Annotated in this window: 14 protein-coding genes and 1 pseudogene; 9 read left to right on the top strand and 6 right to left on the bottom strand. The window is 62.0% G+C overall.

The features are described 5' to 3' along the window. Positions 1-18: 18 nt before the first annotated feature. The gene (locus J9870_RS07860; RefSeq protein WP_210643410.1) at positions 19-1,578 is read right to left on the bottom strand and encodes a sigma-54-dependent transcriptional regulator; all 1,560 of its coding nucleotides are present in this window, start codon (positions 1,576-1,578) and stop codon (positions 19-21) included. Between the two features lie 310 nt (positions 1,579-1,888). On the opposite strand from J9870_RS07860, the gene phhA reads away from it, so the two are divergent. The 3 genes from phhA (at position 1,889) to J9870_RS07845 (ending at position 4,323) form a co-directional block, all read left to right on the top strand. Then, positions 1,889-2,674: a phenylalanine 4-monooxygenase gene (gene phhA / locus J9870_RS07855; RefSeq protein WP_210643409.1), complete on the top strand. Its 786-nt coding sequence runs from the start codon at positions 1,889-1,891 to the stop codon at positions 2,672-2,674. A 99-nt stretch (positions 2,675-2,773) separates the two neighbouring features. Next, positions 2,774-3,130 (top strand): 4a-hydroxytetrahydrobiopterin dehydratase, encoded by a 357-nt coding sequence (locus tag J9870_RS07850; RefSeq protein WP_003184087.1) that lies wholly within the window; start codon positions 2,774-2,776, stop codon positions 3,128-3,130. After that, positions 3,130-4,323 carry an amino acid aminotransferase gene (locus J9870_RS07845; RefSeq protein WP_210643408.1) on the top strand — a complete coding sequence of 398 codons (1,194 nt, stop codon included), beginning with the start codon at positions 3,130-3,132 and terminating at the stop codon, positions 4,321-4,323. Before J9870_RS07850 ends, J9870_RS07845 begins: the two co-directional genes overlap by 1 nt. A gap of 105 nt (positions 4,324-4,428) precedes the next feature. Here J9870_RS07845 and J9870_RS07840 read toward each other — a convergent pair whose 3' ends face one another. Then, positions 4,429-4,992, bottom strand: coding sequence for an NAD(P)H nitroreductase (locus tag J9870_RS07840; RefSeq protein WP_210643407.1), 564 nt, complete (start codon positions 4,990-4,992; stop codon positions 4,429-4,431). Positions 4,993-5,164: 172 nt separating this feature from the next. Here J9870_RS07840 and J9870_RS07835 point away from each other — a divergent pair, with 172 nt between their 5' ends. Then, positions 5,165-6,619, top strand: a complete 1,455-nt coding sequence (locus J9870_RS07835; protein ID WP_210643406.1) for a TrkH family potassium uptake protein — start codon at positions 5,165-5,167, stop codon at positions 6,617-6,619. Here J9870_RS07835 and J9870_RS07830 read toward each other — a convergent pair. Then, positions 6,576-7,626, bottom strand: a pseudogene (locus tag J9870_RS07830) (AraC family transcriptional regulator). The gene J9870_RS07835 and the pseudogene J9870_RS07830 overlap by 44 nt on opposite strands. A gap of 298 nt (positions 7,627-7,924) precedes the next feature. Between J9870_RS07830 and J9870_RS07825 the strand changes: the two are divergent. Further along, positions 7,925-8,236, top strand: a complete 312-nt coding sequence (locus tag J9870_RS07825) for a DUF962 domain-containing protein (RefSeq protein ID WP_210643404.1) — start codon at positions 7,925-7,927, stop codon at positions 8,234-8,236. 11 nt (positions 8,237-8,247) lie between these two features. Further along, positions 8,248-8,835, top strand: a complete 588-nt coding sequence (locus J9870_RS07820) for an HD domain-containing protein (RefSeq protein WP_210643403.1) — start codon at positions 8,248-8,250, stop codon at positions 8,833-8,835. 50 nt (positions 8,836-8,885) lie between these two features. Here J9870_RS07820 and J9870_RS07815 read toward each other — a convergent pair whose 3' ends face one another. Further along, positions 8,886-9,701: a UDP-2,3-diacylglucosamine diphosphatase gene (locus tag J9870_RS07815; RefSeq protein WP_135844269.1), complete on the bottom strand. Its 816-nt coding sequence runs from the start codon at positions 9,699-9,701 to the stop codon at positions 8,886-8,888. Between the two features lie 135 nt (positions 9,702-9,836). On the opposite strand from J9870_RS07815, the gene J9870_RS07810 reads away from it, so the two are divergent. After that, complete coding sequence (locus J9870_RS07810) at positions 9,837-10,586, top strand: helix-turn-helix domain-containing protein (protein WP_210643402.1); 750 nt, start codon at positions 9,837-9,839, stop codon at positions 10,584-10,586. Between the two features lie 92 nt (positions 10,587-10,678). Next, entirely contained in the window at positions 10,679-11,569 is an 891-nt protein-coding gene (locus J9870_RS07805; RefSeq protein WP_210643401.1) for a DMT family transporter, read from the top strand. On the opposite strand, the gene J9870_RS07800 is transcribed toward J9870_RS07805, so the two are convergent. After that, complete coding sequence (locus J9870_RS07800) at positions 11,563-11,850, bottom strand: SelT/SelW/SelH family protein (RefSeq protein ID WP_210643400.1); 288 nt, start codon at positions 11,848-11,850, stop codon at positions 11,563-11,565. The genes J9870_RS07805 and J9870_RS07800 overlap by 7 nt on opposite strands. Before the next feature lie 71 nt (positions 11,851-11,921). Between J9870_RS07800 and J9870_RS07795 the strand changes: the two genes are divergently transcribed. Beyond that, positions 11,922-14,123 (top strand): patatin-like phospholipase family protein, encoded by a 2,202-nt coding sequence (locus tag J9870_RS07795; RefSeq protein WP_210643399.1) that lies wholly within the window; start codon positions 11,922-11,924, stop codon positions 14,121-14,123. Between the two features lie 108 nt (positions 14,124-14,231). Here the strand turns inward: J9870_RS07795 and J9870_RS07790 are convergent, their stop codons facing one another. Continuing rightward, complete coding sequence (locus tag J9870_RS07790; protein ID WP_210643398.1) at positions 14,232-16,217, bottom strand: FimV/HubP family polar landmark protein; 1,986 nt, start codon at positions 16,215-16,217, stop codon at positions 14,232-14,234. Positions 16,218-16,275 lie beyond the last annotated feature (58 nt).

Raw genomic sequence — 16,275 nt, 5'->3', positions numbered from 1 at the left:
ATTTATCCCCTCTGGACATCAGGCACTGTCCTTGCCCACCGCATATTCGCGCAACTTATTGGCAATAGTCGTATGGGAAACCCCTAGGCGCTTGCCCAATTGCCGGCTGCTGGGATGTTCGGAATACAGGCGCTCCAGCACCGCCTTTTCGAAGCGTCCGACTATGTCGTCCAACCCACCTTCAAGGGAGAAATCGCCAAGCGGCTGACGCACGCCGTAGTCCGGCAGGCGAATATGTTCGGCTTTCACCGTGCCGCCGTCGCACAGGGAAACGGCCTGGAACAGGACGTTTTCCAACTGCCGGACGTTGCCCGGCCAGTGGTAGTGACTCAGACGCTCCATCGCCGCCGGGGCCAGCTTGGGCAATGCACAACCGATCTGGCGGCTGGCCTGGTCGAGGAAGTGCTCCACCAGCGGTGCCAGGCCGTCGAGGCATTCGCGCAAGGGTGGAATGTGCAGGGAAAGGACGTTCAATCGGTGGTACAAATCCTGGCGGAATTCGCCCCGGGCGCAGAGCTCGGACAAGTCGACCTGAGTGGCGCAGATCACCCGGACGTCCAGGTACACCTCTTCATCACTGCCTACGCGACGGAAGCAACCGTCCTGCAGAAAGCGCAGCAGTTTCACTTGCAGGCGCGGGCTCATCTCCCCTACCCCGTCGAGAAACAGCGTGCCCCCGGCGGTCAGCTCCAGCAGGCCCAGCTTGCCTTCGGCCCGGGCACCTTCGAAGGCGCCGGGGCCATAGCCGAACAGTTCGGTCTCGGCCATGGACTCCGGCAGCCCGGCACAGTTGAGTGCCATCAGTGGCGATTGCCCGCGCGGACTGGCCAAGTGACAGGCGCGAGCCAGCAATTCCTTACCGGTACCGGTTTCGCCTTCTATCAATAGCGGTGCATCCAGCGGTGCCATGCGCCGGGCCTCACGAACCACCGCGGCCATTACTTTGGAACTCTGGAAAATACTGTCGAAGCCGCGAAGCTCCTGCTTGCGCACGTTATAGATCCGCTCGCCGACCCGGTCGGCCCGGTGCAACGTCAGTACCGCGCCGGCCATGGCCTCGCTGTCGTCGTGCTCCGATTGCAGCGGCGCGATGTCGGCCAGGAACACATCGCCCTTGACCTTGACCCGCAACCCGTTGATCCGCGACTGGTTGGCGCGCACCAGCTCCGGCAAATCGAAATCTTCGGCGTAGCGCGACAGCGGAATCCCGGGCACCTCATCCACCCGCACCCCGAGCAACTGCGCCGCCGCCCGGTTGGCCGCGACGATGGAGCCGCCCATGTCGATGGACAGCACCGGGAACTCCAAGGCACCGAGCAACGCATTGAGCTCCATGTGCCGACGTTCACTGGGCATCAGCCCTACGCGCTTGACGCCAAATACCCCAGCGATGCCTTCGAATTTCGGACGCAGCGCCTGAAATTGGATGTTGATCAGGTTCGGGCAGTGCAGATAAATCGCATTGCCATGTTCGCCACCGACCTCCCCTCGGGCGACGTTGATGCCGTACTCCACCAACAGGTTGAGAATGTCCCGCAGGATGCCGATGCGGTTCTGGCAATGGACTTTGATGCGCATAAAAAGGCCCGGGTGCGTATTGAGATAGAAAGGCGCGCCATCAAGCTCCCTCACCACAAGGTTTCTGTGTGGCAGCGCAAATAAACGTCAAGATTATGTGACACATGTAGGCCATTTCCCAGCCAAAAATCCCGACAGCAACGAAGCACGGCCCTATCCGTAACGAAAACTTTACAAAATAGCCCTCCGGTCGCGATACGCACTCTCGGCTGCCTGCTGCACACATCCGCGCTTCGAGTTATCTCTAATGCATCGCTGGACATAACAACAAACAAGTCTTCCCCCAGAGGGAAATCAGCAGGAGAGCAGCATGAAGCAGACGCAGTACGTGGCCCGCGAGCCCGATGCGCAAGGTTTTATCCACTACCCCGCCGAAGAACATGCGGTGTGGAACACGCTGATCACCCGCCAGCTGAAAGTCATCGAAGGCCGTGCGTGCCAGGAATACCTGGACGGCATCGACAAGCTTGGCCTGCCCCACGACCGTATCCCGCAACTGGGCGAAATCAACAAGGTGCTGGGCGAAACCACGGGCTGGCAGGTCGCCCGGGTGCCGGCGCTGATCCCCTTCCAGACCTTTTTCGAATTGCTCGCCAGCAAGCAGTTTCCGGTGGCGACCTTTATTCGTACCCGCGAAGAACTGGATTACCTGCAAGAGCCGGACATTTTTCACGAGATCTTCGGCCACTGCCCGCTGCTGACCAACCCCTGGTTTGCCGAATTCACCCACACCTACGGCAAACTCGGCCTACAGGCCTCCAAGGAAGAACGCGTCTATCTGGCGCGCCTGTACTGGATGACCATCGAGTTCGGCCTGGTGCAAACGCCGCAAGGCCGGCGCATCTACGGTGGCGGCATCCTGTCCTCACCCAAGGAAACCGTTTACTGCCTGTCGGACGAACCGGAGCATCAAGCCTTCGATCCGGTGGAAGCGATGCGCACGCCATATCGCATCGACATCCTGCAACCGGTGTACTTCGTGCTGCCTGAACTCAAGCGCCTGTTCGACCTGGCCCACGAAGACATCATGGGCATGGTCAAGCGCGGTCGGGAACTGGGCTTGCATACACCTAAATTTCCACCAAAAGCGGCGTGAACCGCCTCTTTTGATCTCAATTGAGTCTGTTGCACAGCGCAGCTTTGCTTTAGCGTGGGTGCATCGACGTTTCTCAAATATTCGATCCGGGAACACACCATGAACACTCTGAACCAAGCCCATTGCGAAGCCTGCCGCGCCGACGCCCCGCAAGTCAGCGACGAAGAACTGCCGGTACTGATCAAGCAGATCCCGGACTGGAACATCGAAGTGCGCGACGGCGTGATGCAGTTGGAAAAAGTCTTCCTGTTCAAGAATTTCAAGCACGCCCTGGCATTCACCAACGCCGTCGGTGAAATCTCCGAGGCCGAAGGTCACCACCCTGGCCTGCTCACCGAGTGGGGCAAAGTCACCGTGACCTGGTGGAGCCACTCCATCAAGGGCCTGCACCGCAATGACTTCATCATGGCCGCCCGTACCGATGACGTGGCCAAGACTGCCGAGGGCCGCAAGTAATGCATTTCGATGCCATCGGCCGAGTGCCCGGCGATCCGATCCTCGGCTTGATGGAGGCCTATGGGGCCGACAGCAACCCGAGCAAGTTCGACCTGGGCGTGGGCGTCTACAAAGACGCCCAGGGCCTGACGCCGATTCTTCAGTCCGTTAAGCAGGCTGAGCAGCGGCTGGTGGATCGCCAGACCACCAAGACCTACATCGGCGGTCACGGCGACGCCGCGTTCGGCCAGTTGCTCAATGAGCTGGTACTGGGCGCCGACTCGCCGCTGATCAGCGCAAAACGTGCTGGCGCCACCCAAACCCCGGGTGGCACCGGCGCCCTGCGCCTGAGTGCCGACTTCATCGCCCAATGCCTGCCGGGCCGTGGCGTCTGGCTGAGCAATCCGACCTGGCCGATCCATGAAACCATCTTCGCCGCCGCCGGCGTCAAGGCCAGTCATTACCCCTACGTGGGTGCCGACAATCGCCTGGATTTCGAGGCGATGCTGGCGACCCTGAACCAGGCGCCCAAAGGCGATGTGGTGCTGCTGCACGCCTGCTGCCATAACCCCACTGGCTTCGACCTGTCCCATGATCAATGGCGCCAGGTGCTGGAGGTGATGCGCCGCCGTGACCTGCTGCCGCTGATCGACTTTGCCTACCAGGGCTTTGGCGACGGGCTGGAGCAGGACGCATGGGCGGTTCGGTTATTTGCCGATGCGTTGCCGGAAGTACTGATCACCAGTTCCTGTTCGAAGAACTTCGGCCTGTACCGCGACCGTACCGGCGCGTTGATCGTCTGTGCCCGGGATGCCGACAAGCTGCTGGACATCCGCAGCCAACTGGCGAACATCGCCCGTAACCTGTGGTCGACGCCGCCTGATCATGGCGCAGCGGTGGTGGCGACGATCCTGGGTGACCCGCAGCTCAAAAGCCTGTGGGCCGACGAAGTGCAGGCCATGCGCCTGCGTATCGCTCAGTTACGCAGCGGCCTGCTGGAAGCCCTCGAACCCCACGGCTTGCGCGAGCGCTTCGCGCACATCGGCGTACAGCGCGGGATGTTTTCCTACACCGGGCTGACGCCGGATCAGGTCAAACAGCTGCGCCAGCGCCATAGCGTCTACATGGTCGGCACGGGCCGGGCCAACGTGGCGGGCATCGACGCTACGCGCCTGGATCTGTTGGCCGAGGCTATTGCGGACGTTTGCAAATAACGAGGCTCAACCGAAGGCCGGGCACTTTACCTGTGGCGTGGAAGCTTGCTCCCTCGCCACAGTGAATCAAGCAAACCTGAAGTGAAGCGCAGTCCCCAGGGCGGGTTATTGACCGCTCCACTCACTGACAAACTCTGCCGTTTCCACCTTCGGCGCCGTACGCGCTTCTTTCTGCGGCGTGCCCAGGTAGAGGAAACCGATCACCTCTTCCCCTTCTTCAAGGCCAAGCCCTTTGGCGACATGAGGTGAGTAGGACAACTCCCCCGTACGCCAGACCCCGCCAACGCCTTGGGCGTAAGCCGCCAGCAGGATCCCGTGGGCCGCGCAGCCGGCCGCCAGCCGCTGTTCGGATTTGGGGATCTTGAAATGCTCCTGCAAACGGGCGATGACCACCACGACCAGGGGCGCGCGCAACGGGCCGTTGAGGGCCTTCTCCACGGCGGCCTCGGGTGCCTGTGGATCACTGAGCCGCGCCGCTTCGGCCAGGAGCTCGCCCATGCGATGACGCGCCTGCCCTTCGACCGTCAGAAAACGCCATGGCCGCAACTGGCCGTGATCCGGGGCCCGCATCGCAGCGGCGAACATGACCTCGCGCTGTTCCGGCGTAGGCGCCGGGTCGACCAGGCGCGGGACGGAAACACGGTTGAGCAAAGCGTCGAGAGCCTGCATCGGCCACCTCCTGAAAAAAATGTCTGGCTATTCTAGTGGCTTGTACGGCGAGTTCGTTAGTTCAAATTCCGCGACCAGACGCGCACCCGCCCCAAGCGCCGCCGGGCGCCGGTTTACATGCCGCTGGTCGCGGGTAGAATGGCGCCCTTCCCTTTCAGCCCGAGCGGACTTCATGGCGTTGCCGACCCTGCGGATCATTGGTTTCATCATCGGCATCTTCCTGATCACCCTGGCGATCTTCATGGTCGTGCCCATGGCCACCTTGCTGGTCTTCGAGCGTACCGGCGACCTGCCGTCGTTTCTCTGGTCGAGCATGATCACTTTCGTCGCCGGCCTGGCCCTGATCCTCCCCGGACGCCCGGAACACGTACACCTGCGCCCGCGCGACATGTACCTGCTGACTGTCAGCAGTTGGCTGGTGGTGTGTATCTTTGCCGCGCTGCCTTTCCTGCTGACCCAGCACATCAGCTACACGGATTCGTTCTTTGAAAGCATGTCGGGGATCACGGCCACCGGTGCCACGGTCCTGAGCGGCCTGGACACCATGTCCCCCGGCATCCTGATGTGGCGCTCGCTGCTACACTGGCTCGGCGGTATCGGCTTCATCGCCATGGCGGTGGCGATCCTGCCATTGCTGCGCATCGGTGGCATGCGGCTGTTCCAGACCGAGTCGTCGGACCGCTCGGAAAAAGTCATGCCCCGCTCCCACATGGTGGCGCGGTTGATCGTGGCGTCCTACGTGGGCATCACCATACTCGGCACCCTGGCGCTCTGGTGGGCCGGGATGAGCCCGTTCGATGCCATCAACCATTCGATGTCGGCGATCTCCACCGGCGGTTTTTCCACCTCTGACCTGTCCCTGGCCAAATGGACCCAGCCGGCGGTGCACTGGGTCGCCATCGTCATCATGATCCTCGGCAGCCTGCCGTTTGCCCTGTACGTCTCGATGCTGCGGGGCAATCGTCGGGCACTGATCAAGGACCAGCAGGTCCAGGGCTTGCTCGGGGTGCTGCTGGTGACCTGGGTGGTGCTCGGCACCTGGTATTGGGCGACCACCGACCTGCATTGGCTGGACGCCCTGCGGCACGTGGCGCTGAATGTGACATCGATCGTCACCACCACCGGCTTCGCCCTGGGGGACTACAGCCTGTGGGGCAATTTCTCGCTGATGCTGTTCTTTTACCTGGGCTTCGTCGGCGGCTGCTCTGGCTCGACTGCCGGCGGGATCAAGATCTTCCGCTTCCAGGTCGCCTATATCCTGCTTCGGGCCAACCTCAATCAACTGATCCATCCCCGCGCAGTGATCAAGCAGAAATACAACGGTCACCGTCTCGACGAAGAAATCGTCCGCTCGATCCTCACCTTTTCGTTCTTCTTCGCCATCACCATCTGCGTGATCGCCCTGCTGTTGTCGCTGCTCGGGGTGGAGTGGATGACCGCGCTGACCGGCGCGGCCAGTACCGTGTCCGGGGTCGGCCCGGGGCTCGGGGAGACCATTGGCCCGGCCGGCAACTTTGCTCCGCTGCCGGATGCGGCAAAATGGATTCTGTCAGGTGGCATGCTGCTGGGCCGGCTGGAGATCATCACGGTGTTCGTGTTGTGCATCCCGGCGTTCTGGCGTCACTGACCGTTTGCTCGCCGCGCCCGGTATTCGCCGGGTGTAGTGTCGAACCAGCGGCGAAAAGCCCGGAAAAAATTGCTCGGGTCGGCAAACCCCAGCAGATAGGCAATTTCCAATAAGGTCATGCTCGGCTGCGCCAGGTACTGCTCGGCCAGTTCGCGGCGGGTGTCCTCGAGCAGAGTCTGGAAGCTGGTGCCCTCTTCCTGCAAACGCCGCTGCAAAGTGCGTTGCGACAGGTGCAGTGCCTGCGCCACCACGTCACGCTTGGGCTCGCCCTGGGGCAACAGCCGACACAACACTTGCCGTGCCTTGTGGGTCACGCGGCTTCCGGAAAAACGCGCCAGGTATTCACCGGCAAAGCGATCGTGGAGCAGCGCCATGGCCTCGTTGGCCGTGGGCAGCGGCGCTTCCATGTCGGCCCGCTCGAAGATCAGCGCATCATAAGGGGCGCCGAACACCAGCGGTGCCGGGAAGGCTTGTTGATAAGGGGCCAGGTCAACCGGTTCGGCGCCCTGGAACAGCACCTTCAGTGGATGCAGAGTGCGCCCGGTCAGCCAGTTGCACATGGCCAATGCACAAGCCAGGGACGCTTCGGCACTTTGCCGGGTGGGAGGGAGATGGTCGCCATGCACCGTCAGAATCAGTCCGTATCCCCCTTCCAGCGGGCGAAAACTCAAGTCGGCACTTTCAGCGATGATCCGCTGATAACGCACCAGCCGCTGGAACCCCTCCACCAGCGTACGACTGGACATCAAGGCGTAGCCAACCACATGGAACGAGGCCGGGCGCACCACTTTGCCCATGTTCAGGGCGATGGCCGGGTTGCCTGACAACTCCACCGCGCGCTGCCAGAGCCGCGTCATCGAATCCTGGGGGAAGCGTGCATCCGGATCGTCCAGCGCATCAAAGTCCAACCCCAGTTGCTTGAACAGCACTCGACAATCCAGGCCGTCCATTTCCAGCGCCTTGACAATCCCCATCGCCCAGCTTGAAGAAGTCGTTCGTTCGTTCATGACGTTTTTACTCGCATGACGAGCCGCAGGGTACGGCTGGATTTGCGAAGGATACAGTGTCCTGTCTTACAAATAATGCCCCTTTTTGGACGAGCGGCCATGTCGTCAGGCAAGGCGCCGCGACGAGTCATAGCCCGCTATGGCGAGGAGCGGCAACGCAGCATGACGGCAACAGATGCCGTCCAAAAGGAGCAGTATTTGTAAGACAGGACACTAGAGTGGCGCTGATTGTCACTGGCCGTGGCTAATGATCCCTCTAGACTCAATTTAAAGAACAATAACCAAAGAGCCTGCAGTCTTGGAAAACACCCGACGATTCAACACGTTCGCTGAGTTCTACCCGTATTACCTCAGCGAGCACAGCAATAGCACCTGCCGCCGACTGCACTTCGCCGGCACCTCCCTGCTCATTCTGATTTTCATCCTGGCGCTCGTCGCGGGGAGCTGGTGGTGGTTGCTCGCCTTGCCTGTCGCGGGCTACGGCTTCGCTTGGGTCGGGCATTTCTTCTTCGAAAAGAACCGCCCTGCCACTTTCCAGTACCCCTTCTACAGTTTGCTCGGCGACTTCGTCATGTACCGCGACATGATGCTGGGCAAAGTGGCGTTCTAAGAGGACGATCGATGAGCTCACGCGCACGCTTTACCCACATGCAGGACGGCACTCAACAAGATTGGGCGATCATCGCGGCCGACTTCAGCGCCTACGCACGGCAACTGCCGGGGCGGATCCTGGCACACCTGAAGTTGTTGGACGGGGACTTCGGCGGTTTCCCGGTGGATCGCCTGACCCACTCCCTGCAAACCGCCACCCGTGCCTACCGGGACGGACGAGACGAGGAGTACGTGATCTGCGCATTGCTCCATGACATTGGCGACACGCTGGGCTCGTATAACCACCCGGATATCGCCGCGGCCATCCTCAAGCCGTTCGTCAGCGCCGAAAATCTGTGGATGGTGGAAAAACACGGGATCTTCCAAGGCTATTACTTCTTCCATCACCTGGGCATGGAGCGGCACCTGCGCGAGCAGTTTTTCGAACATCCGCAGTACCAGGCGACCATCGACTTTTGTGCGAAATATGACGCGGCCGCGTTCGATGCCGGGTACGACACCCTGCCGCTGAGTTTCTTCGAGCCAATGCTGGAAAGGGTATTTGCCGCGCCGAAGCAGTCGATTTACAAGGCGGCGATGACGGATACGCAGACCTGAACGCCCCCTGTGGCGAGGGGACAAATCCCCTCGCCACAACGGTGTAAGGCTCAGGCGGGTTCGGCGACTTTCAGCGCCTTCAACTGCGCCTCCCGCGCCTGGGCATCCGCCAGCCGATACAACTCGATCGACCCGTCCCAATGCTCGATCAATGCGGTGCACGACTCGACCCAATCGCCGCAATTGAGGTACTCCACCTCGCCCACCATGCGCATCTCGGCATGGTGGATATGCCCGCACACCACGCCATGCAGTTCGCGCTTCACGCATTCATGGGCGATGGCTTCTTCGAAATCGCTGATGAAGCTGACGGCAGTCTTGACCTTGTGCTTGAGGTACGCCGACAGCGACCAGTAGCCGTAGCCATAACGAGCCCGCCAATGGTTGAGCCAGCGGTTCAGCGTGAGGGTGAACTCGTAGGCCGAATCGCCGAGGAACGCCAGCCAACGGTGGTAACGGGTGATTACATCGAACTGATCGCCGTGGATCACCAACAGGTGACGACCGTCGGCGGTGACGTGCACGGCTTCGTCCACCAACTGGATATTGCCCAGGATCAACTTCGAATAACGCCGCAGGAATTCATCATGATTGCCGGTGACGTAGATCACCTCGGTGCCGCGCTTGCTCATGGTCAGCAAACGGCGGATGACGTTGGTGTGGGCCTGGGGCCAATACATGCCACCGCGCAGTTTCCAGCCATCAATGATGTCCCCTACCAGGTAGATCTTGTCGGCGTGGTAACCCTTGAGGAACTGCGACAAGTGCTCGGCCTGGCAGTCCCGGGTGCCCAGGTGCACATCGGAAATCCACAGGGTGCGAACACGCTGTTTGCGGCTGGGTCTGGCGAGCTCGGCGCTGGTCATTGGGCAACCCTCTGATCGTTTTTGCCACTGTGCACGCTAGCGGTTAATGGCCCATGACAAACACAAGTCCGTTACATGACAGCGCGAGGCGTTGAGCCCTCGGTGTATGCTGGCGGCCTGACACGGGAGACCGCGATGAGACCGATCCTCACGCTACGCCACTACAGCCACGACTTGATCGTCCACAGCCATGACCATGCCCAATTGGTATTCGGGCTGTCCGGCGCGCTGGATTTCGAAGTCGAAGGGTGCGGCAGCCAGGTGGTGCAACAGAGTTTCGTGGTGGTGCCGGCCGGCGCCCACCATGCCTGCGGCAGCCCCCATGGCAGCCGTTGCCTGGTGCTGGATGTGCCGAGCGATGAATGGGTCGGACAATCCCTGGGGGATCATGCCGACGCCAGCCGCCGATTGCTCGACGACCCCGCGCGCCGCCCCCTGGATGCGGGGCAAAGCCAACTGGTCAGTTGGCTGGCGAGCAGCCCGGTGCAAGATCCGGTGATTGCCCAGCAAGGTGCGGTGCTGCTTCTGGCCAGCCTCAATAATGCTCGCCAGGAAACGTTCGGCGGTAGACGCCTACCCTATGCCGCCCTCAATGCCCACATCGACCAGCACGCGGCCTATGCGCTACAAGTGGCGGACCTGGCGCAAGTCGCCGGGCTCTCCAGCGCGCGCCTGCATGCCCGATTCGTCGCTGAATGCGGGCAAACGCCGATGGACTACATCCGCAGCCGCCGCTTGCACAAGGCCGTCGAATTACTGCGCGAATCGGACCTGCCCATCGGTGAGATCGCCCACCGGGTCGGCTACAGCTCCCAGAGCGCCTTCGCCGCCGCAGTTCTGCGCGAATTCGGCAGCTCGCCGGGCAAGCTGCGGCGCCAACGCTAGTTTCGCGCTAAAAATCGCGAGGATCGCGACAGACAAAAACGGCCGGCAACCGGTTCAATACCCTGAACCGTATCCGTTGAACAAGGACCGCAATGACTCCCCGTACCGCCCTCGGCGCCCTGCACATTGGCGCACTCATGTTTGGCCTGACCGGTGTGTTCGGTAAACTCGCCGCCGCCTCGCCCACAGTCATCGTGTTCGGTCGCGCCGTGTTCGCCGTGCTGGCCCTGGCGGTTTTTGCCCGGTTCGCCAGTAATACCCCCTGGCAGAAGCTCCGGGCAGAGGACGGTCGGCGATTGCTGCTCGGTGGGTTGCTGTTGACCGGGCACTGGGTGAGTTTCTTCATCGCGGTAAAAGTCGCCGGGGTAGCGATCGCCACGTTGGGGTTTGCCAGTTTCCCGGCCTTCACGGTGCTGCTGGAGGGGCTGATCTTCCGCGAGCGCATTCGCGCCAATGAAATCCTGCTGGTGATCATGGTGAGCATCGGCCTGGTGCTGGTCACGCCGAACTTCGACCTGGCCAGTGGCGCTACCACCGGCCTGCTGTGGGCCATGGCCTCGGGCTTGCTGTTTGCCCTGTTGTCATTGACCAACCGCGCCGGCTCGGCGCACGTGCCACCTGTCCAGGCCGCGCTGTGCCAGAACGTGGTGGTCGGGCTGTGCCTAGTGCCCCTGGCCGCACCGCAACTGAGCGAGGTGCGCGCGCTCGATTGGCTGTGGATCGCACTGCTCGGTGTGTTCTGCACCGGCCTGGCCCACAGCCTGTTCGTCGCCAGCCTGGCGGTGATCAAGGCGCGCACTGCGGCGGTGGTGTTCGCCATGGAGCCGGTCTACGGCATCACCATGGCCTGGCTGCTGTTCGATGAAAACCCGACGCTGCGCATGCTGCTGGGCGGTGTGGTGATCATCGTTGCGATCGTAGTGTCGAGCCAACTGGGCGGTTCAAAGAAACCGAAAATGGGCGCCGAAGTCGCGTCTCACTGAACCCGGTCGTTGTGGCCCAGGTCCCGCTGCGGGTCGATCTGGTCACGTACCCGCTGTTTGAGGGTCTTGGCTTCGGGAAAACCGCCATCGGCCTTGCGTTCCCAGATCTGGGTGCCGTCGCAACTGATGTGGAACACACCGCCAGTGCCCGGCACCAAGGACACTTTGCCCAGGTCATCACTGAAGGTGCTGAGCAGTTCCTGGGCCAGCCAGGCGGCGCGCAGCAGCCATTGGCACTGGGTGCAGTAGGTGATGACGACTTCCGGTTTGTGTTCGGTCATTGCAGGTGGACTCCTGGGTTCGAAGGCGTCGCTATAATACCCGCCTTTGATCGCCCGCCCCGAGATTGACGATGCGCCGCCTGCTGCCTTGCCTGCTTCTTTTGCTGTTGCCCCTGTTCGGCCACGCCGCCGAACCCGCCGTCGAAGCACCGCGCCCGAAAATCGGCCTGGTGCTGTCCGGCGGCGCGGCACGGGGGTTGGCCCACATTGGCGTGCTCAAGGCCCTGGAAGAGCAAGGCATCAAGATCGACGCGATTGCTGGCACCAGCATGGGCGCGGTGATCGGCGGGTTGTATGCCTCGGGCTACAAGATCGACGAACTGGAAAAACTCGCCCTGGGCATCGACTGGCAACAGGCGTTGTCCGACGCCCCGCCACGCAAGGACGTACCGTTCCGGCGCAAGCAGGATGACCGGGATTTCCTGGTGAAACAGAAACTGAGTTTTCGGGATGACGGCAGCCTCGGCCTGCCCCTTGGGGTCATCCAGGGGCAGAACCTGGCCCTGCTGCTCGAAAGCCTGCTGGCCCATGCCAGCGACACCCGGGACTTCGACAAACTGCCGATCCCTTTCCGCGCGGTAGCGACCGACATCGCCAGCGGTGAAAAAGTGGTGTTCCGCAAAGGCCACCTGCCCAAGGTCATCCGCGCCAGCATGTCGATCCCGGCGGTGTTCGCCCCAGTGGAACTGGACGGCCGGCTGCTGGTGGACGGCGGCATGTCCGACAACATCCCACTGGACGTAGCCCGGGAAATGGGCGTGGACGTGGCCATCGTGGTCGACATCGGCACGCCTCTGCGCAACCGCAAGCAACTGGTCACGGTGCTCGACGTACTGAACCAGTCGACGACCTTGATGACCCGGCGCAACTCTGAAGAGCAATTGGCAACGTTGAAAAAAGACGACGTGCTCATCCAACCGGCGCTGGCGAGCTTCGGCTCTACCGATTTCGGCCGGGCCCGGGACATGATCGACGCCGGTTACCGTGCCACGCGAATACTTGAGACCCGCCTGGCGCGCCTGCGCCCTCCCGAGCCGGTCGACCCCGCACTCACGGCAGCGCGCACCCCGAGCGAACGCACACCGGTCATCACCGCGATCCGCGTGGAGAATGATTCGAAAGTCGGCGACGACGTGATTCGCTATTACGTTCGCCAGCAGATCGGCGAGCCACTGGACCTGGGTCGCCTGCAGACCGACATGGGCACGCTGTACGGCCTGGACTACTTCGAACAGGTGCAATACCGCGTGGTACGCAAGGGCCCGGACCACACGCTGGTGATCAGCGCCCGGGGCAAACGCACCGGCACCGATTACCTGCGGCTGGGGCTGAGCCTGTCGGACGACATGCGCGGCGACAGCGCTTTCAACCTCGGTGCCAGTTATCGAGTCAACGGCATCAATCGCTTGGGCGCCGAATGGCTGACCCGGGCGCAAATCGGCGACAAGCAGGAGTTGTACAGCGAGTTCTACCAGCCGCTGGACGTCGGTTCGCGCTACTTCATCGCCCCCTACGGGCAATTCGAATCGCGTAACGTGGAGTCGATCCTGGACAACGATCCGGTGGCCCAATATCGCGTCGAGCGTTACGGCTTTGGCCTGAACCTGGGCCGCCAGATAGGTAACAGCGGTGAAATCCGCTTCGGCGTCGGCCAGGCCTGGGGCAAGGCCGATGTGCGTATTGGCGATCACGACCAGCCCAGCGAGAACTTCAACGAAGGCTTCTACGAGCTGAAATATTCTTTCGACTCCTTCGACAACGTGTACTTCCCCCATGAAGGGGAAGACATCGGCCTGACCTGGCGCCAGTACGAACCGGGGCTGGGTTCCGATGAGCGTTATCGCCAGTGGGAATTCAAGCTGGACAAGGCCCTGAGCAGCGGCCCGGACACGTTCATCCTCGGCGGGCGCTACGGCCGCACCCTCGACACCGCCGAAGTCGTGACCTCCAGCTTTGTCCTCGGTGGTGCGCGGCAATTGTCGGGCTTTCGCGAAGACGGCATCTCAGGGCAGAACATCAGCCTGATGCGCGCCGTGTATTACCGCCGGCTCACCCCGCGAGCGTACCTGCCGCTGGACTTTCCGTTGTACATCGGCGGTTCGCTGGAGCGCGGCCGGGCGTGGAACAACGACAATGAATTCGACAGCGGCTACATCAATGCCGCCAGTATTTTCCTCGGCTTCGACACGCCGCTGGGGCCGCTGAATTTCAGTTATGGCTTTAACGATGATGATGAGCAGGCGGTGTATCTGAATCTGGGGCAGACGTTTTGATGGCGATGCACTATTGGATATGAATACAAATCCCCACATCCACCGCAGATCCATTGTGGGAGCAGGCTCGCTCCCACATGGGCTCGCGAGGGGGCACCCATCCGGCGTTCAGCGAATCCCGGCCAGCAGCACCCGGGCAGTCTGTTTGAGGGGTTCGTCTCCTTCTTCGAGCAACTCTTCAAGCAGTGTGATGGCAGTCTTCAAGTCGCCATCATCGATGCAGTTCTGCGCCTGCTCCAGTTTGAGCGAGTGTTCCGGCACCTGAAGTTCGAAGGGGACGGGCTCGAAGGAGACAGATTCCAGGGACATGGACTCGTGGGGGAGCGACTCCAGTTCGAGCGTCTGCTCTTCATCGGCAAACCCGTCGAGAAAGGCGTCGTCCAGCGACTCGGTTTCCAGTGGCGCGCCCCATTGCAGGTCGGGCTCGTCGAAACCGGAGAGTGATAAACCTCCGGCAGCCTCGGCGGCAGATGCCGCAGCAGCGCTTTTTCCAGGAGGGGGCTCCTGGGCGTCGGCCAGGTCCCAGTTGGCCTCCATGGACAACGCATCGAGGTTCAGCTCGAATTCGTCGCCGGGCACACTGGCAGGTTCAGGCGCCGGAACCGCTGCCAACGGCTCTACCGCTGCCACTACGGGAGCGCTGATAACCGCAACCTTGGGATAGCGCCCGCGAATCTCCTCCAGCGTTCCGGCGTCGACGCCCTGGGCCAATAGATGATGCTCCTGGGCCTGGAAACCGATGACATCGCCCTGTTTGCCCAGGACCTCCAGCAACTTGAGACCCAAGTCGATGCGGTCCGGCTCGGCCAGTAACGCGGCGCGCAATAATCCCGCGGCTTCGCTGAAACGGCCATAGGTCAGGTAAATCCCGACGCCTTCCAGTACATCCCCCAAGGGAGTGTCACCGTTGTTGAACGAGGTGGCGGCCGCGGGCTGCCGGCTGTCAGCGGCCGAGGCATAGGCGTCGGTGTCGTCCTCCAACATCGGTTCGGGACGTCCGGGCATCAGTGGTGCATCAGCCTGTTCCCGCTGCTGCCGACGAAGGAAGATTAACAGCGCAAGCAACCCCAACAAGCCCACCAACCCGGCCACCCACAGCCAGTTGATCCCCTCTGGCTCGGGTGCCTGCTCTGTCACTGGCGATGGGGCCGCCGGCGAAGCGGGTGCCGCGGGCTCCGCTGCCGACGGCGTCGACGCAGGGGAAGCCGGGCTGATCTCGGCCAGTTGCGCCTGCAATTCACTGATCTGCTTGCGCTGGCCGGCGATTTCCTGATCCTGGGACTGGAGCCGGGCCTGCAGTTCGTCGATGGTTTTCTGTTGCTGCTGGTTCTGTAGCACGCTGGCCGCCAATTGCTCGTCGACGGCGGCGGAGGTCGAGGCAGCCGTGTCAGCAGGCGCAGGCAGCACCGCCGAGTCAGGCAATAACAAGCGCTGCCCGATGGAAAGCCGTTCGCTGCCGGGGTTCAGGGCCTGGATACCTTGCATCAACTCGTTGACCGAAGCGTTGCTGCCGGCGTCGTGCAGGCGCTTGGCGATGATCCACGGGTTGTCCCCCTGCGCGACTGTGTAGCGCTTGCCCTGTACCGCTGGGGGCGGCTTGACGGCGGGCGCGGCCTGGTTCGCCATCGAGGACTGGGCAGCGGCGGAAGGCTCGTCACGAGCAGGCACGATACCCGGCGTGCCCGGCGGGTCGATCAGCACGGTGTATTCGCGCAGCACCCGCCCGTTGGGCTGATTGAGCTGCACCAGGAAATTGAGGAACGGTTCCTCGACGGGCTTGCTGGAGGTCACCCGAATGAAACTGCGCTCACCGCGTAGCACTGGCGTAAAGCGCAGGCTGTTGAGAAAGAACACCCGCTCCACACCGGCACGCCTGAAATCGTCCGGGGTCGCCAGGCTGGCCGATAGATCCCCCTCAGTTACCCCAGCCACATCGACCAGGGCAATATCGGCGCGCAACGGCTGGTTCAAGGCGGAATGGAGCGTGATCTCTCCAAGCCCCAACGCCGACGCCAAAGCTGAATACCCCAAGGCACCCACGACGACCGACACGTTGATCCAACTGCGCAACGTGGACTGCAAACTTTCAAGCATGGGCATCCCTTTCGATTACCAGAACCAACCTCGGCGTAAGCGCATGCAATAGGATCGC

Origin of the sequence: Pseudomonas sp. Tri1 (assembly GCF_017968885.1) — a bacterium.
Classification (GTDB): Bacteria; Pseudomonadota; Gammaproteobacteria; order Pseudomonadales; family Pseudomonadaceae; genus Aquipseudomonas.
The sequence above is the reverse complement of the archived record's forward strand: the minus strand, read 5'-3'. Positions and strand labels throughout refer to the sequence as shown.